We start from the raw sequence: 20,686 nt of genomic DNA on the forward strand, positions 1-20,686 counted from the left end.
TTCCGTTGTATTGCGGACTCAAGCGAATGAAACCGGCAGTAGTGTTATGTGGGGAGTTGTCCTAAAACCTGTAGAATGCCAGCCAGAGTGGTCACGGCGTGAGCGATGGGGGCGAGCCGACGGCCACCGTCGCGTACGTCGGTCACCAGCCGCCGATGGAATCCGGCGGTGGAATCCGCATCGAGCGCGTCGGCCGTGGGTCCGTCGACGAGTACGCCCCCTACGCCGACTGCGTGCTCCTCGAAGAACCGGGCGGCGGGCTCGAGGCGCTGGCCCGGTTACAGGAACGGTCCGTGCCGACAGTGCTGTACGACCGGACCGCTGACCCGACAATCGCCGCCGAGGCGACGCGATACGGAGTCACGGAGTACGTAACAGACCGGGCGCTCGGGGCGGAGACGCTCGCCGACCGCATCGCCGACGCTGCGGGCATAACCGCACTCGACGCCGACGGCGAGCGCGAAGAGCGGGCGCTCCAGCAGTTGACGACCGCCGCAGGCGATGCAACGCTGTCGTCGTCCGAAAAGGTGCGACGGATACTGAAAGCCGGTCGGGAACGGCTCGGGGTGTCGTTCGGCTTCCTCTCGGAAGTCGACGACGGCACATGTACCGTCGTCGCCGCCGACGGCGACCCGGACGGCGTTACGCCAGGAACATCAGCGCCGCTCGAGTCGACGTTCTGCCGGCAGACGGTTCGTACAAGGGGTGTACGCGCTCTCCGCGACATTGAAAGCGATGTCTGGACGGACGGTATGGCACCGAACTACCGCTCGTTCGGTTGCTACATCGGCGTCGAGGTACACGTCGGGGACCGCTCCTACGGGACGCTGTGGTTCGCCGACACGGAGGCCCGTGAGCCGTTCACACAAAGTGAGCGGACGTTCGTGCGGCTCCTCGCGGAGTGGCTCGGCCACGAGGTCGAACGCGACCATCGAACAGTAGAGCTCCAACAAGCCCAAGAACGAACCGAGAACGTCCTCAAGCGGGTTGGTGACGGATTCTTCGCCGTCGACGACGACTGGGAACTGACATACATCAACCCGCGAGCGGAGGCACTGCTGGACGGCGACGCCGACGAGTGGCTCGGTAAGTCCCTGTGGTCAGTACTGCCGGAAGAGCTTGTCACAGAGCTTCGGGGACAATACGAGCGGGCGCTGTCGACAGGGGAAGCGACCACGTTCGAAGTCCGTCCCGAATCGCTCGGGCTGTGGCTGGAGATGAGCGTCTACCCGGACGACGACGGGCTGACGGTGTATTTCAAGGATATCAGCGGGCGAAAACGGTACGAACAGTCGGTCGGGGAGCTGCTATCCGCGGGCGAGAAGCTCCATGCCTCCGAATCAGCCGGCGGCATCACCGATATCGCAGCCGAGGCTGCAACGCAGATTCCGGGCTTCGACCGAAGTATCGTCCGCGTTCCGGATGGGGATGGCCTCGCTATCGACGCTGCCGAAGGCTGTTCCAACCCTGATTGCGGGACCGTCGCTATCGGCGAGGGGGTGGCGGGACAGGCCTATGAGCGCGGTGCGCTCGTCGACGGGGACAGCTCGTGTCTTCCGGGCGACGAGTCGTTGGCGGCCCCGCTTGGCAAACACGGCGTCATCGTCGTCGGCTGTGGGTCGGCGACCGGCGAGACCGACCGGCGGCTGCTGTCGCTGCTGGCGTCGAACGTCGAGTCAGCGCTTGAGCGAACCGACCGCGAACGGCAGCTCCGGCGCTACAAGGCCATCCACGAGACCGTCGAACAGATGGTGTTTGTCGTCAGCGAGGGCACACAAATAGACCTCGTTACCCAGCCGCTTGCCGACCGATTCGGCTACGACCGCGAGGAACTCGTCGGGTCTGAGCTGACAGCGCTCGCTGACGACGAGACGGTCGAGCTCGGCTTCGAAGCCTACGAACGGCTCCGGAACGGCGAGGAGGGACCCGTCGTTATCGAAACGACGCTCCCGGCGGCCGACGGCGAGACCGTTCCGGTCGAGATAGAGTACTCGCTGCTCTCATCGAACAGCGAGTTCGACGGGCTCGTCGGCGTGGTCCGTGACCGGACGGAGCTGGCCCAGACACGGGCCGAACTCGAAGACGAGCGCGACCGCTTTCAGCACCTGTTCAACCAACTGCCCGATGCCGTCGTCGACACCGAGTTCGTCGAAGGAGAGCCGGTCGTCAGGGACGCAAACGCCGCTTTCGAGGAGACGTTCGGCGTCGATGCCGAACAGCTTCGCGGCGACCCGCTCGATGAGCACATCGTTCCGCCGGGTCATGAGGAAGGGACCAAACAGCTCAACGACGACGCGCTTTCGGTCGATCGCCACACCGCCGAGGTCAGACGGGAGACGGCCGACGGCCAGCGAACGTTCCTCTTCCGCGGCGTGGCCTACGAAGTCGAGTCGACGACCCGCGGGTTCGGCATCTACACGGACATCACCGAACGGCTCGAACAGGAGCGCCGGCTCCGTGTTCTTCACAGAGTACTGCGACACAACCTCCGCAACGAGATGACCGCCATCGTCGGCTATGCGGATATGTTGCGGGACGAACTTGACGGAGTGGAACACCGCGGCTACGCCGAGCAAATATACCGGCAGGCCAACGAGGTTTCGAAGCTCGGCGAGCAGGTAAAGCGCATCCAGCAGGCGCTGGATGTCGAGCGGCGGCGGGTACCGGTCGACCCCGAACGGCTCGTCGACGACATCGCCGAGTGGTACCGCGACGAGTATCCCACAGCGTCGATATCGGTTGCTGCCGACTCGACGGTGCCGGTCGTCGCCGACGAACTCCTGAAGACGGCCGTCGACAACCTCGTCGAAAACGCCGTCGAGCATCATCCGGGCGAACCGACCGTCGATGTCGAGCTGGAGGCAGTCGGCGACGAGTGGTTCGACATCACCGTCCGGGACGACGGCCCCGGTATCCCCGAACGCGAGCAGGCGGTCATCAGCGGCGAACGGGAGATTACCCAGCTCGACCACAGTATGGGGCTCGGGCTGTGGGTCGCCCGCTGGATTGTCGACGGCATCGGCGGCGAGTTCGTCTTCGGTGACTGCGAGGACGGGACGGAGGTGACGCTGCGGCTACAGCAGGCGACGGTGGAGACGGACGTGCGGGCCGAGCCGACAGCCGACGAGCCGCCAACCTGAATACGGCAGCCGACGACCCTCTCGGCATGGACGTATACCACGTGACAGCCAACGCGGAGACGTTTACCTGCAATGCCTACCTCGTCGATGGCGACCGAACAGTGCTCGTCGACGCCGGCGCGATGGACGGCGTCGTCGATGTCGTCGACGAGTACACCGACATGCTCGATGCGGTCGTCCTAACACACCAGCACAGCGACCACATCGCCGAGCTCGATGCCGTGCTCGATGCCTTCGATGCGCCGCTGTACGCCTACGACGACCATCCACAGCGGACGAACGAACTCGACGACGGCGACCAGATATTCATGGGCGACGAGCCGTTCGACGTCGTCTACACCCCCGGCCACGCCGACGACCACGTCGCCCTCGTCTCGGAGACGACGCTTTTCAGCGGCGACGTGGTCGTCCACGACGACGGGGCCTTCGATTACGGAAGCTTCGGTCGGACCGACATGCCCGGCCAGTCGCGCGAGCGGCTCATCGAAAGCATCCAGACACTTCTAGACCGGATGGGCGAGGACGTCGAACACATGTACGCCGGCCACGGCGACACGTTCCACGGCGATGTTCGGGATGTCGTCGAGACGGCGCTACAGCGGGCCGAGAAACGGGAGCCAAAATATCCAGAAGAGTAACGCCGGTGGTCCGAGCCGTGGGCTGTCGGGAGAGCGTGCCAACGGAAAACAGCAGCCGAAGCCGGATTAGGCCGCGCGGCGTTCCTTCGCCTTGGGGCGAAGCTTCTTGTATCCGCACTTCCGGCAGCTGTCGGCACGTTTCGGGTTGCGGGCGTTGCAGCGCATACAAATCATCTTGTCGAGAATGCGCTCTTCTGCCTCCTCGAAGCTAGCCATACGCGAGCCGAGACGGCCCGCGCGGATAAACCTAACCGTTCGCGGCCGCTCCACGGAGTGTTCGGTCGGCGCGGGCGACGGCCACGACGAACAAAGGCTTTACCGGCTGGACCATCTACGGACGGCAAATGGTACTCGACGACCTGGGCAGTTCCCTTCGGGGAACGCTCGACAAACTACAGGGGAAGACGACCCTCAGCGAGGACGATGTCGAGGAAATCGTCAAGGAGATTCAGCGGTCGCTGCTGTCAGCGGACGTCGACGTCGACCTCGTGATGGACCTCTCGGACTCGATTCGGGAGCGCGCACTCGACGAGGAGCCACCGGCGGGCACGACCGCTCGCGACCACGTCCTCAAGATTGTCTACGAGGAGATGGTCGAGCTGGTCGGCGAGTCGACAGCGCTGCCGCTCGAGGAACAGACCATCGTGCTTGCGGGACTGCAGGGGTCGGGGAAGACGACCACCGCCGCCAAGATGGCGTGGTGGTTCTCGAAGAAAGGGCTTCGCCCGGCAGTCATCCAGACCGACACCTTCCGGCCCGGTGCCTACGACCAGGCCAAGGAGATGTGCGAACGGGCCGAGGTCGACTTCTACGGCAACCCCGACAGCGACGACCCGGTCGAAATCGCCGAGAGAGGACTCGAAGAGACCGCCGATGCCGACGTCCACATCGTCGACACGGCCGGTCGGCACGCCCTCGAAGAAGCGCTCATCGACGAACTCGAGGCCATCGAGTCGGCCGTCGACCCCGACCGGAACCTGCTGGTACTGGACGCCGCCATCGGGCAGGGCGCAAAGGACCAAGCCGAGCGGTTCCACGACGCGGTCGGCATCGACGGCGTCGCCATCACCAAGCTCGACGGGACCGCCAAAGGTGGGGGCGCGCTAGCGGCTGTCGACCAGACGGACTCGTCTATCGCCTTCCTCGGGACCGGCGAGGAGGTCAAAGACATCGAGCGGTTCGAACCCTCCGGGTTCATTTCGCGGCTGCTGGGGATGGGCGACCTCAAACAGCTCTCAGAGCGCGTCGAACGCGCAATGGAGGAAACCCAAGCCGAGGAGGACTGGGACCCCGAGGACCTGATGAAAGGGGAGTTCACCCTGAAGGACATGCGGAACCAGATGAACGCGATGAACAAGATGGGGCCGCTCGACCAGGTAATGGATATGATTCCGGGGCTCGGCGGAGGAATTAAAGACCAGCTCCCGGACGACGCGATGGACATGACCCAAGAACGGCTGCGGGATTTCGAGGTCATCATGGACTCGATGTCCGAGGCCGAACTGGAGAACCCCCGCGCTATCGGCCAAAGTCAGATTGAACGCATCGCCCGCGGCTCCGGCACGGACGAAGACACCGTCCGGGAACTGCTCGAACAGCACAAGATGATGAGTCGGATGATGAAGCAGTTCCAGGGCATGGGCGACGGCGATATGCAGCGGATGATGAAGCAGATGCAACAGGGCGGCGGCGGAGGCGGCGGTGGCGGTGGCGGCCTCGGCGGCATGGGGCCGTTCGGCGACTAACGCCCCTGGCTGGCCGCGGTAACCGATACGGGTGAGCGACACCCATAACAACGCTCTGGTGCCTATTTTCGGTAGTGGCACACAGACGGACGCTTCTTTTCGCCGTGGTACTCGTTGCGCTCGGAGCGATAGCCGTCCCGGTCGTTGCGGACGTGCCGGATGCGCGACTCGTCGTCTCCGATGTCGAGGTAACGCCGGAGGCTCCCGAGCCGGGGAACACGACGAGCGTCGAGTTCACCGTCGAGAACTCCGCCGGCAGCGCCACCGGCGTCGACATCGAGGCCATCGAGCTTCGAGAACGGGCACGTGTCGGCGAGACGCACGCCGCGGCCGGCAACGTCGGGTCGCTCTCGGCGGGTGACGACGTCACGCTCTCGTTGTCGACCGCCTTCGAGGAAGCGGGCGTCCACGACCTCGAACTCGCGGTGACGGCGGTCGACGAAGCCGGAGCCGAGGTTACCGTCACCCGGCCCGTGACCATCGTCGTCGGCGGCGTCGACGCCGCGGGCATCACCGACGACGTGCAAATCGACGTTCAGGAGGTCGACCCGGCAGAGTTGGACGACGAGGAGGACGACCTCGATGTCGACCTCGGTGCCGACGGTATCCTCGGCGACGGCGACGACGAGGACGAGGAGTCCCGAACGTCACTAATCCGCGTCGAGGTGACGAACTTCGGAACCGCAACCGCCCGCGAAGTCGCCGTCACACCGGCGGTGGAGGACGGTCCCGAACTGGCCGAGCCGCCGGCACGTCTCGCCCTCCCTGATGTCCAGCCGGGCGACGCCGAGAGCGTCTTCTTCAATGCGGCAGCCTTCGACGAACCGACGACGCTGTCGTTCGAAGCCGGCTATACACTCGGCACGGAGCGGGAAACGAGCGAGACGACCTTCGAGTACCGGCCCAACCGCGGCGAGGTCATCCTCACCGATGTCGATATGACCAGCGAAGACGGCACGGTGACCGTCACCGGCAATGCCGCCAATCCCGGCCTCGGCGAAATAAACGGCGCTGTCGTCGCCGTCGAGGAAACGGAAACAGTCTCGCCGACCTATCCCGCCCGGGAGTACTTCGTGGGGACGGTTCCGGAAAGCGAGTTCGTCAGGTTCGACGTGACTGCCGATGTGGACCACGACAACGCCACTACGGTCCCCATCACGGTCACATATCTCGCCGACGGCGAGCCATACGAGCGGACCGTCGAACTCCCCTACGAGCCGCGTACCGCCGACAGAGGCGACAGCGGCGGCGGTGACGGTGTCCCGCTTTCCGTCGCCGCCGCGGTCGCCGGGTCGGCGCTCGTTGCGGGGTCGGTCGCTGTCGGCTGGAGGCGCAGAAGCCGTGCCGGCGATTGAGCTGACTGGCGTTACGCGACGCTACGAGGGGGGCGGTGAAACGGTCGTGGCGCTCGATTCGGTGTCGCTTTCGGTCGACCGCGGCGCGTTCGTCGCGATAATGGGGCCGAGCGGCAGCGGCAAATCCACGCTGCTGAACGTCATCGGGTTGCTCGATGCACCGGACGCTGGCAGCGTCGTCGTTGACGCTGTCGACGTAACTGACCTCGACACCGCCGAGCGGACACAGATGCGCAAGGAAACTGTCGGATTCGTCTTTCAGGACTTCCATCTCATCCCGACGCTGTCGGCCCAAGAGAACGTGGTATTGCCGACGATATACGACCGGGAGCCGCGGCAAGAGCGGGCGCGGGCGTTGCTGGAACGGGTCGGGCTTGGCGACCGGCTCGACCACGCGCCGGACGAACTCAGCGGCGGCCAGAAACAGCGCGTCGCCATCGCGCGGTCGCTCATCAACGAACCGGGCATTATCCTCGCCGACGAACCGACCGGAAACCTCGACCGCGAGACGGGCACCCGGATACTGGAGACGCTAACCGACGTGACCGACCGCGGCGTTAGTGTCGTCGCGGTGACCCACGACCCGGCGGTCGCCGACCACGCCGACCGGACTATCGAACTCCGCGATGGGGTGATACAGTGACGCGGATACCGTCGCTTTTTGTCGCCCGGCGGAACCTCTCGCGGAACCGGCTTCGGTCGGCGCTGGCAGCGCTCGGCATCCTTGTCGGTGTTGTCGCCATCGCCTCGCTCGGCATCTTCGGCAACGTACTCGCCGTCGGGGCCGACGACGCGCTCGGCGATATCGGCACGCAGGTCATCATCACGCCGAACGCCGACGCCGGAATCAGTTCCATCGACGACGGGACGGTAACGGAAATCGAACGGGTCGCCGGGGACGCCGCCGTCGTGCCGTTACGAACCGACGGCGGGCTGGTCGAACGAGGGAGCGCGACCGCCGCCGGGACGATATACGGCATCGAGAACCCCGCAGCGGTCTACACCGCTGATGAGGGGCGGCTCCCGGAACGGCACAGACAGGGGGCTGTCGTCGGCGCGGACCTGGCGTCGACGCTTGAACTCCGGGTCGGCGACAGCATCGATGTCGCCGGCGATAGCCACCGCGTCATCGCGGTGCTCGAACCGGTCGAATCGTTCACCCCAATCTCGCCGGACGACGCGGTGATGCTGCCGGAAGCAGCTGTCGGTGATGGCGACGGCTACGAGCAAGTGGTCGTCCAGACGGAGACAGGAGCGGCGGCGACGGCCGTTGCTGACGCAGTCGAACTGACGGTCAACGACCGCGACGAACGGGTCGATGTGTTCGAGCTTTCCTCCGTCGTCGACGAGATAGACGAGTTCTTCTCGCTGCTTTCCGTATTCCTCATCGGGTTAGGTGGCATCTCGCTTTTCGTCGCCGGCGTGAGTATTCTCAATGTAATGCTGATGAGCACCGTCGAGCGGCGGGAAGAAATCGGCGTGATGCGTGCGGTCGGCGTGCCGCGGCGGGCGGTGCTCCGGACGATGCTCTTCGAGGCGGCGCTTCTGGGGCTGGTCGGAGCAGCCGGCGGCGTCGTCATCACGGCGCTGCTCGTCGTTGGGCTCTATCTGGCGACGCCGGTCGAACTGTGGGTCGTCCTCGACCCGACGAACGGCGTCTATCTGGCGGCTGCGTTCGCCTTCGGCGTGCTCATAAGCGTCGTCAGCGGGCTGTACCCGGCATGGAAGGCCGCCAACGAGCGGCCGGTCGAAGCGCTCCGGAGCTGAGCGCCGCGACCACCGCCGACCCGTTTTTAACCCCGGCGGGCGTGGCATCGACAATGGTCGTCGGAGATATCTCGACCGGAACGGAACTGCTGGTTGTCGGCGGCGGCCCGGGCGGCTACGTGGCCGCGATTCGGGCCGGCCAGCTCGATGTGGACGTGACGCTCGTCGAGGCCGACGCCTACGGTGGAACCTGCCTCAACGAGGGCTGTATTCCGTCGAAGGCACTCATTCACGTCGCAACGCTGGCCGACGAGGTCGAATCGGCCGAGGCGATGGGATTGCACGCCCGGGCGGACGTGGATATGCAGGGCCTTGTCGACTGGAAAGACGGGGTCGTCGACCAGCTGACAAGCGGCGTCGAGAAGCTCTGTAAGGCCAACGGCGTCTCGCTGGTCGAGGGCCGCGCCGAGTTTGTCGACGGGGAAACCGCCCGCATCGCTCATGGCGGCGAAGGGCAAGGAAGCGAGACCGTGACCTTCGACAGCGCCGTCATCGCCACCGGAAGCCGCCCAATCGAACTGCCGGGCGTCGAGTTCGACGGCGAGCACATACTGGATTCGAGCGACGTGCTCGATTTGCGGTCGGTGCCGGAGTCGATGACCGTCGTCGGCGGTGGCTACATCGGCATGGAACTGTCGACGATGCTGGCGAAACTGGGCTGTGACGTGACCATTGTCGAGATGCTCGACGACATCCTCCCGGGCTATACGGAGGATATCACGCGGCTGGTCCGGAACCGCGCCGAATCGCTCGGCGTGGCGTTCAGCTTCGGCGAGCGGGCGACCGGCTGGGAGCCGGCCGGCGACGGCGTCCGCCTCGATACTGAAACCGAAGACGGCGAGACGGCGAGCTACACCGCCGAGAACGTGCTCGTCGCGGTCGGTCGTGAAGGGGCTGCCGACACGTGTAACGTCGAGGCGCTCGGGCTGGAGCCACGGAACGACGGGACCCTCGAAACGGACGCAACGACCCAGACGAGTGTCGACGGTATCTACGCCGTCGGCGACGTCGCCGGCGAGCCGATGCTTGCACACAAGGCCTACCGTGAGGGGCACGTCGCTGCCGAGGTCGTTGCCGGCGAGCCATCGCGACTTGATTATCAGGCCATTCCGTCGGCGGTCTTCACCGACCCGGAAATCGGGACTGTCGGGCTCACCGAGGCGGAAGCCGAGGCCGAAGGGTTCGACCCGGTCGTCGGCGAGATGCCGCTGCGGGCCTCCGGCCGAGCACTGACGCTTGGGGCCGACGAAGGGTTCGTCCGCATCGTCGCCGACGCCGAGACGGGGTTCGTGCTCGGCGGCCAGATTGTCGGCCCGGAGGCCGCAGAACTCGTCGCCGAGGTCGGCCTCGCCATCGAGCTCGGAGCGCGACTCGAGGACATCGCGGCGACAGTACACACCCATCCGACGCTGTCGGAGGCTGTCGCAGAGGCGGCCGCAAACGCCCGCGACAGCGCGATTCACACGTTGAACCGGTAACCCGACGGACAGACCGCGGCGACCCCATCGCTTTTGCCGGCCGGCCGTCTACCCGCGGTCGATGAAGGCGCTTACGCTCGGTCCGGAAGGCACCTACTCACATCGTGCTGCGAAGGCGGTCACCGACGACATCGAGTTCGTCGAGTCGGTGACCGGTATCGTCGAGGGCGTCGCCGGCGGCGAGTACGAACGCGGCGTCGTCCCGATAGAAAACAGCATCGAAGGGTCGGTCACCGAATCGCTCGACGCGCTGGCGGACCGCAACGTCGCCATCGTCCGTGAAATCGTCACGCCGATTCAACACGCACTGTTGGCCCAAGCCAGCGAGTTCGACATTGTCGCCAGCCACCCACAGGCGCTGGCGCAGTGTCGAGAGTTCCTCAGCGCGGAGTATCCGAGCGCACAGACGGAAGCCGTCGCCTCGACGGCTCGTGGCGTCGAACGCGCCCGCGAGGACCCAAGCGTCGCCGCCATCGGCCATCCCGACACTGCCGGCGACGGCCTCCAAGTCCTTGCCCGCGACATTCAGGATAGCACCTCCAACGCCACGCGCTTTGTCGTGCTCGCGCCGGAGACGGAACGCTCCGAGGCTGGCGGCAAAAGCACTATCATCGTCTACCCGAACACGAACCATCCCGGGCTTCTCTTGGAGTTGCTCGAACCGTTCGCCGAGCGCGATATCAACCTCTCGCGGGTCGAGTCGCGGCCGAGCGGCGAGCGGCTTGGCGACTACGTCTTCCACGTTGATTTCGCGGCCGGACTCTATGAGGAACGGACCCAGAACGCACTCGAAGCAGTACGCGACATTGCCGGCGAGGGCTGGGTCCGCGTGCTCGGCTCCTACGACACCGAACACGTCGTGTGAGCGGCGAGCAAAGCCGTGTCGTTGGGTCGACCCCGGAGGCGACACAAGGGTTTTTGAAGGCCGACGCCGAAAGAGAGCCAACGAGCAGCCCCGTGCCGCACGAGAGGCGGCACGGATAGCCGCGGCCGTCAGATTTGGCAACCCTTAAATCCCTGCCGGCTATAGCACGCTGTAGTATCTCGTGACAGCTTCTTCACCGGGTCAGCCAAACACATGGTAGACGTAAGCCAACACAACATGGTTCCGGAGCACACGGTCCTCGACAGGGAGGAAGTAGAGGACGTGCTCGCGGAGTACGACATCAAGCGCACAGACCTGCCAAAAATACAGCGTCGCGACGCCGCACTGCCCGACGATGCCGAGCCGGGCAACGTGGTCAAAATCGTTCGCGACTCCCGAACGACGGATGAAGCCGTCGTCTACCGGCTGGTGGTAGAATGAACCGGGAGGACAGACGCTCCGTTTCTCGGGAATACTTCTCACGGGAGCGGCTCGCCGAACACCACTTCCGGTCGTTCAACAATTTCCTCGACCGGGGCATGCAGGACGTCGTCGACGAAAAGGAGTCCATCGACACGGATATCGGCGACAAGGAGGGTCAAGAGCCGGTCCGGGTCGACCTCGGCAACGTCCGCATCGTGACACCGCGGGTCCGGGAGGCTGACGGCTCCGAGGAGCTGCTCTACCCGCAGGAAGCCCGCCTCCGGAATATCACCTACTCCGCGCCGGTGTTCATGGAGATGAGCATCGTTCGCGGCGGCGACGAGGAGGAAGAACAGGTTGTCGACCAAGCCGAAACCAAGGTCGGCCGAATGCCGGTGATGGTCGGCTCCAACAAGTGTAACATCGCCGACTTCAACGACGAAGAGCTCATCGAAATCGGCGAAGACCCCGCCGACCCCGGCGGCTACTTCATCGTCAACGGCTCCGAGCGCGTCCTGATGACGAGCGAAGACCTCGCGCCGAACAAGATTCTCGCCGAATACGACACGAAATACGGCGACGAAATCCAGATCGCCAAGACGTTCTCCCAGCGCCGCGGCTACCGTGCGCTGGTGCTGTGTGAGCGGAACCGGAACGGTATCCTCGAGGTGTCGTTCCCCTCCGTCTCCGGCAGCATCAACTTCGTCACGCTGGTGCGGGCGCTGGGGCTGGAGTCCGACGAGGAAATCGTCCACCGCGTGAGCGACGACCCCGAAATCGTGAAATACATGCTGGAGAACCTCGAGGCCGCGGAGGTCCAGACGACCTCCGAGGCCATCGAGACGCTCGGCCAGCGGGTCGCCGCCGGACAGGGCAAAAACTACCAGCTCAAGCGGGCCAACTACGTCATCGACCGCTATCTTCTGCCGCATCTCCACGAGGAAGGCGTCGAAGACGAGGAAGTTCGCATGAACAAGGCGGTCTACCTCTGCCGGATGGCCGAGGCCTGCTTCGAACTCGCGCTCGGTCGGCGCGAGTCCGACGACAAGGACCACTACGCCAACAAGCGGCTGAAGGTCTCCGGCGACCTGATGAAGGACCTGTTCCGGACGGCGCTGAACAAGCTCTCCCGGGACGTCAAATACCAGCTCGAACGCGCCAACATGCGGAACCGCGACCTCTCTGTGAGTACCGTTGTTCGTTCGGACGTGCTGACAGAGCGGCTCGAACACCCCATCGCGACCGGGAACTGGGTCGGCGGGCGCTCCGGCGTCAGCCAGCTCGTCGACCGGACCGACTACATGGGTGTTCTCAGCCACCTTCGGCGGCTTCGTTCGCCGCTGTCCCGTTCGCAGCCGCACTTCGAGGCGCGTGACCTCCACGCCACTCAGTGGGGTCGTATCTGTCCCTCCGAGACCCCCGAGGGGCCGAACTGTGGGCTAGTCAAGAACTTCGCACAGGCGATGGAACTGTCCCAGAGCGTCGAGGACGAGCGCCGGCTGAAGCGGGAGCTCGCCTCGATGGGCGTCGAGGGCATTCCGGGAATCGAGACCGTCGAAACACACACAGCAGACGACTAATATGAGCCAAGGACAAGGACGAGACGCCAAAGTCTACGTAAACGGGAGCCTCATCGGCACCCATCCGGACCCGCACAAACTCGCAAACGACATTCGGGAGGCCCGCCGCCGCGGCGAGGTCGACGAGATGGTCAACGTCTCGGTGCGCGACCGCACCGACGAGGTCATCGTCAACGCCGACGCCGGCCGCGCCCGGCGGCCGCTTATCGTGGTCGAAGACGGCGAGCCGCTGCTCGGTGACGCTGAAATCGAAGCCCTCGAAGACGGCGAGCTCGAATTCGAAGACCTCGTCGACCGCGGCTACGTCGAGTTCATCGACGCCGAGGAGGAAGAGGATATCTACGTCGCCGTCGACGAAGACGACCTGAGCGAAGACCACACCCACCTCGAAGTCGACCCGCAGCTGATGTTCGGTATCGGTGCGGGCATGATTCCGTACCCCGAGCACAACGCCTCGCCACGGATTACGATGGGGTCGGGGATGATCAAGCAGTCGCTGGGGCTCCCCTCCGCGAACTACCGGATTCGCCCCGACACCCGACAGCACCTGCTGCATTATCCGCAGCTGTCGATTGTCAAGACGCAGACGACAGAACAGATCGGCTACGACGACCGGCCGGCGGCACAGAACTTCGTCGTCGCCGTGATGAGCTACGAGGGCTTCAACATCGAGGACGCCCTCGTGATGAACAAGGCCAGCATCGAACGCGCGCTGGCTCGGTCACACTTCTTCCGGACCTACGAAGGCGAGGAGCGACGGTATCCGGGCGGCCAAGAGGACCACTTTGAGATTCCGGACGACGAGGTCCGTGGCGCACGCGGTGAGGAAGCCTACAGCCACCTCGACGAGGACGGACTGGTCAACCCCGAGACGCACGTCGGCGAAAACGACGTCCTGCTCGGCAAGACATCGCCGCCGCGGTTCCTCGAAGAGCCAGACGACATGGGCGGACTTTCGCCCCAGAAACGGCGCGAAACGTCCGTGACGATGCGGTCCGGCGAGTCCGGTATCGTTGACACCGTCACGCTGATGGAGGGCGAAGACGGCTCGAAGCTCTCGAAGGTCAAGGTCCGCGACGAGCGGGTGCCCGAACTCGGCGACAAGTTCGCATCGCGGCACGGCCAGAAGGGTGTCGTCGGCCACCTTGCGCCCCAAGAGGACATGCCGTTCACGCAGGACGGCGTCGTGCCGGACCTCATCCTGAACCCGCACGCGCTGCCGTCCCGGATGACGGTCGGACACATTCTGGAGATGCTCGGCGGCAAGGTCGGCTCGCTCGAGGGCCGGCGTGTCGACGGCACGCCGTTCCAGGGGGAAGACGAAGACGAGCTCAGAGAGTCGCTCATCGACCGCGGTTTCAAATCCAACGGCAAGGAGGTCATGTACTCCGGTATCACCGGCGAAAAAATCGAGGCGGAAATCTTCGTCGGCGTCATCTTCTATCAGAAGCTCTACCACATGGTCTCCAACAAGCTGCACGCCCGCTCCCGTGGGCCGGTGCAGGTGCTTACTCGGCAGCCCACCGAGGGTCGAGCCCGCGAAGGTGGGCTCCGTATCGGTGAGATGGAACGGGACGTCTTCATCGGCCACGGCGCGGCCATGACGCTCAAAGAGCGGCTGCTTGATGAGTCAGACCGGGAGGACATCTACGTCTGCGGACAGTGTGGTATGTCGGCCGTCGAAAACGTCGAGCAACGCCGCGTCTACTGTCCGAACTGCGATGAGGAGACCGATGTCCACGAAGTCGAGATGAGCTACGCGTTCAAGCTCCTGCTCGATGAGATGAAAGCGCTCGGTATCGCCCCCCGAATCGAACTGGAGGACGCAGTATAATGCAAGGACAAGCACCCAAAAAGATCGGCTCGCTGAGCTTCGGGCTGATGGACCCCGAGGAGTACCGGAACATGTCGGCCACGAAGATTATCACGGCCGACACCTACGACGACGACGGCTTCCCCATCGACATGGGGCTGATGGACCCGCGGCTGGGTGTCATCGACCCCGGACTGGAGTGTAAGACCTGCGGCAAACACTCCGGGTCGTGTAACGGCCACTTCGGCCACATCGAGCTGGCCGCGCCGGTCATCCACGTCGGCCACGCCAAGCTCATCCGGCGGCTCCTCCGCGGGACCTGCCGGAAATGCGGCCGACTGACGCTGACGGACCCCTCCGACCGGGAGTTCCGCCGCGAATACTTCAAAGAACGGGACGACAACCCGCCACGAAACTGGTTTGTCAGTCCGGAGGACGCCCGGAAGGCACAAGAAAAGGCCAAGCAGGCCGCCGAACGGAAGATGGCCCAGTTCCGCGAGGAGCTCGAACGGACCCGAGAAATCGGCGAGGACCCCTCGAACGTCCTGAAGGCAGCCATCCGGCAGGCTCGTGACGCCGACTACTGTCCGCATTGTACGGAAAGCGACGACTACCGCGAGCGCTATCCGACCGCCCAGTACGACATCAGCCACGAGAAACCCTCGACGTACCTCGAACAGGGTCCCGTCCCGGACGGCGACGTCCGCGACCTGCTGGCGGAGGCGCTGGAAGGCGGCGAGGGCGGCACCGAAATCGAACTCAACGAGCTCGTCGAAACAGTCAACGATGTCATCAAGAGGTGGGGCGGCGACGCCTCGGTGACCGTCTCCGACATCAGCCGGCTGATGAGCGGCCAAGGCCCCGGCGACAGCGAGCGCATCGGCCGCGAGCACGTCTCGCTGTTGCAGATCATCGGCGAAGTGATGTCCTCCAGCGGAGCCTTCGGTGGCCGCTTCGAGAACGCACCAGCGCCCGACTTCCTGCTTTCCTACAGCGGCGACAAGCTGATGCCGAGCAACGTTCGGGACCGCTTCGAGAACATCCCCGACGAGGACATCGAGACGCTCGGCATCGACCCCGAGCGCTCCCGACCGGAGTGGATGATACTGACCGTCCTGCCGGTGCCGCCGGTGACGGCGCGGCCGTCGATTACGCTCGATAACGGCCAACGCTCCGAGGACGACCTCACACACAAGCTCGTCGACATCATCCGTATCAACCAGCGGTTCATGGAGAACCGCGAGGCCGGCGCACCGCAGCTTATCATCGAGGACCTCTGGGAACTGCTGCAGTACCACGTCACCACCTTCATGGACAACGAGATCTCGGGCACGCCGCCGGCACGACACCGTTCCGGCCGGCCGCTGAAGACCCTCTCTCAGCGCCTGAAGGGCAAGGAGGGCCGCTTCCGTGGCTCGCTGTCCGGAAAGCGTGTCAACTTCTCGGCGCGAACCGTCATCTCACCGGACCCGACGCTTAGCCTCAACGAGGTCGGCGTTCCCGACCGGGTCGCAAGCGAGATGACCCAGACGATGATCGTAAACGAGCGGAACCTCGATGACGCCCGCCGATACGTCGCCAACGGCCCCGAATCACACCCGGGTGCGAACTATGTCAAACGGCCCGACGGACGACGGCTGAAGGTGACCGAAAAGAACTGCGAGGAGCTCGCAGAGAAGGTCAACCCCGGCTGGGAGGTCGCCCGTCACCTCATCGACGGCGACATCATCATCTTCAACCGGCAGCCGTCGCTGCACCGGATGTCAATTATGGCTCATGAGGTCGTCGTGATGCCGTACAAGACGTTCCGGCTGAACACGACGGTCTGTCCGCCGTACAACGCTGACTTCGACGGCGACGAGATGAACATGCACGCGCTTCAAAACGAGGAGGCGCGTGCTGAGGCCCGCGTTCTGATGCGCGTACAGGAGCAGATTCTCAGCCCCCGGTTCGGCGAGAACATCATCGGCGCGATTCAGGACCACATCTCCGGGCTCTACCTGCTGACGAACCAGAACCCGAAATTCAACGAGACACAGGCGCTTGACCTGCTCCGGGCGACGAGCATCGACGAGCTCCCCGACCCGGACGGCCAAGACGAGGAGGGCGTCGACTACTGGACCGGTCGCAGTATCTTCTCGGAGCTGCTGCCCGACGGGCTCAGCCTCGAGTTCACCTCGTCGGCGGGCGACACCGTCGAAATCAAGGACGGCCAGCTCATCTCCGGGACCATCGACGAGGACGCTGTCGGTGCCTTCGGCGGCGAGATTGTCGACACCATCTGCAAGGTCTACGACAACACTCGCGCCCGCGTGTTCGTCAACGAGGTCGCAACGCTGGCAATGCGGTCGATTATGCACTTCGGGTTCTCCATCGGTATCGACGACGAGTCGATCGAACGGGAGGCCGAAGAGCAGATTCAGGAGGCCATCGACAACGCATACGAGCGCGTCGAAACCCTCATCGAGACGTACCGGCGCGGCGAGCTCGAGTCGCTCCCCGGCCGGACCGTCGACGAGACGCTGGAAATGAAGATCATGCAGACGCTCGGGAAGGCCCGGGACTCCGCCGGAGACATCGCCGACGACCACTTCGATGACGACAACCCGGCGGTCGTGATGGCCGAGTCCGGCGCGCGTGGGTCGATGCTCAACCTGACCCAGATGGCCGGCTGTGTCGGCCAGCAGGCGGTCCGTGGCGAGCGTATCAACCGCGGGTACGAGGACCGCACGCTCAGCCACTTCAAGCCGAACGACCTCTCGGCGGACGCCCACGGCTTCGTCGAAAACTCCTATCGGAACGGGCTGACTCCCAAGGAGTTCTTCTTCCACGCGATGGGCGGCCGCGAGGGACTTGTCGACACGGCAGTCCGGACCTCCAAGTCCGGCTACCTCCAGCGACGGCTCATCAACGCGCTCTCCGAGCTTGAGGCCCAGTACGACGGGACGGTCCGGGACACCTCGGACACCGTCGTGCAGTTCGAGTTCGGCGAGGACGGCACCTCGCCGGTCCGGGTCTCCTCCAGCGAGGAGTTCGACATCGATGTCGAATCCATTACCGACCGTATTCTCGACGAGGAGTTCGAATCCGAACTCGAACGCGAGGAGTTCCTCGGCATCGAGGAACCGAAGACGAACCTCTCCGAACACGGCGAATCGTGGCGCGCTGATACGGTTCAGGAGGTGGAATCCGATGACTGAGATTACCGACGACGTCGAGGCCATCGTCGAGGATACCGACCTGCCGCGGCGGCTGAAAGACGAGGTCTACGAGACGCTGGAATCGCGAAGCGGCGTCGCGCCCGAGGATGTCGAAGACATCGTACAGGCCGTCGAGTCGCAGTATCTCGAAACGCGGGTCGACCCGCTCGACCCCGTCGGAACCGTCTCGGCACAGAGTATCGGCGAACCCGGAACGCAGATGTCGATTCCGGCCGACGAGCAGGTCGTCGTTCGAAGGAACGGCGAGACCGAGCTGACAGAGATCGGTCCGCTTGTCGATAGCCTCATGGATAGCCGCGAGACGCGTTCGTTCGATGACCACGAGGTCACACTGGCCCCCGACGGTATCGAGGTGCCGAGCCTTTCCAGCGAGGAAACCGTCGAATGGAAGCCAATCGAGGAGGTCAGCCGACACGAGACGCCCGACGAGCTGCTCCGATTTGAGCTGGAATCCGGACGCTCGATCCGGGCGACGAAGGCCCACTCGTTCGTAACGCGGCAGGAAAACGAGGTCGTCCCCGTCGCCGGTGAGGAACTCGAGGCCGGTGACTGGCTGCCAGTCGTCGCATCGCTCGATGCGACCGATACCCAAGAGACAGTAGACCTCCGGAAGTATCTACCGGCAGGCGACTACTGGTATACCTCTGTGCTCGCGGACGGCGGCGCTGAGGCAGTACCCGGCGGACCGGACCAGCTTCGGAACAAGCGCGCGGCGCTCGAAGCCGGCGAACTTGCCGAGCACACGGCGTATCCGGTCCAAGGGACTGTCGGACTGCCGGAGCAGTTCCCGCTCGACGAGGAAACCGGCTTCTTCGTCGGAGCGTGGCTCGCCGAAGGCTCACTGGCCGACCACTACGTCTCGATTTCGAACGTCGATGCGGCGTTCCAGTCCCGGATTCGGTCGTTTGCAGAGCGGTTCGACCTCACCGTCAACGAGTACGAAAACGATAGCGGCTTCGCAGCCGGATACGACATCCGCCTCAACGGGACGATTCTCTCGGATTTCCTCCGAGCTGCGTGTACGGACGACGGTGAAAAGAGTATTCCAGGGTTTGCCATCGGTGCCAACGAGGCGTTCTTGAAGGGGCTGCTCCAGGGCTACTTCAGCGGCGATGGAAACGTCGGAACGAACGCCATCCGCTCCAGTTCGACGAGCGACAGGCTCACCGCCGGCGTTGGGCTGCTGTTGGCTCGCTTCGACGTGTATGCGACGCTCGGCCAACAGGAAGACTCCAGAACCCTCCGGGTTCCGAAAAAGCACGTTTCACGATTCGACAATCGTATCGGCATGGTCGGCGAGCGCGGGGCAGAACTCGAAGCGCTCGCTGAATCGGCCGACAGTGACGGGCCTGATGCAACCGACCAGATTCCGAACTTCGGAGACGCCCTCGAAGCGGTCGCCGAGGCTGCCGACATCCCACAGCGGCAGGTCAACAGCGCAACGAAGCGTCAGCGAATCGATCGGAGTCGACTGGCTCGCCTCGTTGCAGCGGCGGAAGCAGAGCTCGACGGGGAGCAGTCCGAACTCGATGCGCTCCGACAGGCCGTTACGGGCGATGTCGTCTGGGACCGAATCGAATCCATCGAGACGGTCGAAAGTGACCACGAGTACGTCTATGACGTCTCCGTTGAGGGCCTCGAGACGTTCACGACGGCAGATGGGGTCGTGACGCACAACACGATGAACACGTTCCACTACGCCGGTGTCGCCGAAATCGACGTCACACAGGGGCTTCCCCGGCTCATCGAGCTGGTCGACGCCCGCAAGACGCCCGATACGCCGATGATGACGGTGCATCTAGAGGGCGAATACGCCCGCGACCGCGAGCGGGCCCACGAAGTTGTCTGGAAAATCGAGGCGACGAAGATACTCGCGCTCGGTGACGTGTCGACGAACGTCGCCGACATGCTCGTCCAGATAGACCTCAACGAGGAAACACTGGCCGAGCGGTGGCCGACGATGGAGAGTATCGACGATATCGCCGGCCGCATCGCCGGCACCATCGAGGGCGAACTGGGCGTCGATACGGCCCGGCCCAAGCCGACGGTCATCGAGTTCGGCCCCGAAGAGCCGTCCTACCGGCAGCTGCTCCAGCTCGTCGAGGAGCTTCGGGAAATCGTCTTTAAAGGTATCGAGGAGATCAACCGCGTCGTCATTCGGAAGGAAGAAACCGAACAGGGCGAGGAGTTCGTCCTCTACACCGAGGGGTCGGACCTGAAGGAGGTCCTCGACATCGAGGGCGTCGACGCCTCGCGGACGACGTGTAACAACATCCACGAAATACACAACAACCTCGGCATCGAGGCCGCTCGCGAGGCCATCATCGAGGAGACGATGAACACCCTCGAAGAGCAGGGGCTGGACGACGTGAACATCCGGCACCTGATGTTGGTCGCCGACATCATGACCAACAACGGCGAAATCGAATCCATCGGCCGCCACGGCATCTCCGGTAACAAGGATTCGGTGCTTGCGCGTGCGGCGTTCGAAGTGACGGTCAACCACCTCCTCGATGCGGCCATCCACGGCGAGGTCGACGACCTCGACGGCGTGACCGAGAACGTCATCGTCGGCAAGCCGATAAAGCTCGGCACCGGTGACGTCGACCTGCGGATGGGTGCGACCCGAGACAGCGGGTCGAGGGCCGACGACTAAACAGC

The 20,686-nt window shown here is 64.4% G+C and carries 14 protein-coding genes; 13 read left to right on the forward strand and 1 reads right to left on the reverse strand.

Annotation, left to right across the window (positions count from 1 at the left end):
- Nucleotides 1-98: 98 nt before the first annotated feature.
- Both NP_RS00225 and NP_RS00230 read left to right on the forward strand, forming a co-directional pair.
- Nucleotides 99-3,140, forward strand: a complete 3,042-nt coding sequence (locus tag NP_RS00225; RefSeq protein ID WP_049939374.1) for a PAS domain S-box protein — start codon at nucleotides 99-101, stop codon at nucleotides 3,138-3,140.
- Between the two features lie 26 nt (nucleotides 3,141-3,166).
- Nucleotides 3,167-3,778, forward strand: coding sequence for an MBL fold metallo-hydrolase (locus NP_RS00230; RefSeq protein WP_011321776.1), 612 nt, complete (start codon nucleotides 3,167-3,169; stop codon nucleotides 3,776-3,778).
- 66 nt (nucleotides 3,779-3,844) lie between these two features.
- Here the strand turns inward: NP_RS00230 and NP_RS00235 are convergent, their stop codons facing one another.
- Nucleotides 3,845-3,994 carry a 50S ribosomal protein L40e gene (locus tag NP_RS00235; RefSeq protein ID WP_011321777.1) on the reverse strand — a complete coding sequence of 50 codons (150 nt, stop codon included), beginning with the start codon at nucleotides 3,992-3,994 and terminating at the stop codon, nucleotides 3,845-3,847.
- Nucleotides 3,995-4,122: 128 nt separating this feature from the next.
- Between NP_RS00235 and NP_RS00240 the strand changes: the two genes are divergently transcribed.
- The 11 genes from NP_RS00240 (at nucleotide 4,123) to NP_RS00290 (ending at nucleotide 20,681) form a co-directional block, all read left to right on the forward strand.
- Nucleotides 4,123-5,523, forward strand: coding sequence for a signal recognition particle protein Srp54 (locus NP_RS00240; protein ID WP_011321778.1), 1,401 nt, complete (start codon nucleotides 4,123-4,125; stop codon nucleotides 5,521-5,523).
- Nucleotides 5,524-5,597: 74 nt separating this feature from the next.
- Nucleotides 5,598-6,878, forward strand: a complete 1,281-nt coding sequence (locus NP_RS14930) for a COG1361 family protein (protein ID WP_011321779.1) — start codon at nucleotides 5,598-5,600, stop codon at nucleotides 6,876-6,878.
- The gene (locus NP_RS00250) at nucleotides 6,865-7,521 is read left to right on the forward strand and encodes an ABC transporter ATP-binding protein (protein WP_011321780.1); all 657 of its coding nucleotides are present in this window, start codon (nucleotides 6,865-6,867) and stop codon (nucleotides 7,519-7,521) included. The genes NP_RS14930 and NP_RS00250 overlap by 14 nt, the downstream gene beginning before the upstream one ends.
- Complete coding sequence (locus NP_RS00255; RefSeq protein WP_011321781.1) at nucleotides 7,518-8,645, forward strand: ABC transporter permease; 1,128 nt, start codon at nucleotides 7,518-7,520, stop codon at nucleotides 8,643-8,645. Before NP_RS00250 ends, NP_RS00255 begins: the two co-directional genes overlap by 4 nt.
- A gap of 53 nt (nucleotides 8,646-8,698) precedes the next feature.
- On the forward strand, nucleotides 8,699-10,123 hold the full coding sequence (gene lpdA, locus NP_RS00260) for a dihydrolipoyl dehydrogenase (RefSeq protein ID WP_011321782.1): 1,425 nt from the start codon (nucleotides 8,699-8,701) through the stop codon (nucleotides 10,121-10,123).
- Between the two features lie 61 nt (nucleotides 10,124-10,184).
- Entirely contained in the window at nucleotides 10,185-10,988 is an 804-nt protein-coding gene (pheA, locus tag NP_RS00265; protein ID WP_011321783.1) for a prephenate dehydratase, read from the forward strand.
- A gap of 213 nt (nucleotides 10,989-11,201) precedes the next feature.
- Nucleotides 11,202-11,429 (forward strand): DNA-directed RNA polymerase subunit H, encoded by a 228-nt coding sequence (locus NP_RS00270; protein ID WP_011321784.1) that lies wholly within the window; start codon nucleotides 11,202-11,204, stop codon nucleotides 11,427-11,429.
- On the forward strand, nucleotides 11,426-12,991 hold the full coding sequence (locus NP_RS00275) for a DNA-directed RNA polymerase subunit B'' (RefSeq protein ID WP_011321785.1): 1,566 nt from the start codon (nucleotides 11,426-11,428) through the stop codon (nucleotides 12,989-12,991). Before NP_RS00270 ends, NP_RS00275 begins: the two co-directional genes overlap by 4 nt.
- Before the next feature lies 1 nt (nucleotide 12,992).
- Nucleotides 12,993-14,825 carry a DNA-directed RNA polymerase subunit B gene (gene rpoB / locus NP_RS00280; protein WP_011321786.1) on the forward strand — a complete coding sequence of 611 codons (1,833 nt, stop codon included), beginning with the start codon at nucleotides 12,993-12,995 and terminating at the stop codon, nucleotides 14,823-14,825.
- The gene (locus NP_RS00285; protein ID WP_232503990.1) at nucleotides 14,822-18,004 is read left to right on the forward strand and encodes a DNA-directed RNA polymerase subunit A'; all 3,183 of its coding nucleotides are present in this window, start codon (nucleotides 14,822-14,824) and stop codon (nucleotides 18,002-18,004) included. Before rpoB ends, NP_RS00285 begins: the two co-directional genes overlap by 4 nt.
- Complete coding sequence (locus NP_RS00290; RefSeq protein WP_011321788.1) at nucleotides 17,997-20,681, forward strand: DNA-directed RNA polymerase subunit A''; 2,685 nt, start codon at nucleotides 17,997-17,999, stop codon at nucleotides 20,679-20,681. The genes NP_RS00285 and NP_RS00290 overlap by 8 nt, the downstream gene beginning before the upstream one ends.
- The last annotated feature ends 5 nt before the right edge of the window (nucleotides 20,682-20,686 follow it).

This window comes from Natronomonas pharaonis DSM 2160 (assembly GCF_000026045.1).
GTDB classification, from domain to species: domain Archaea; phylum Halobacteriota; class Halobacteria; order Halobacteriales; family Haloarculaceae; genus Natronomonas; species Natronomonas pharaonis.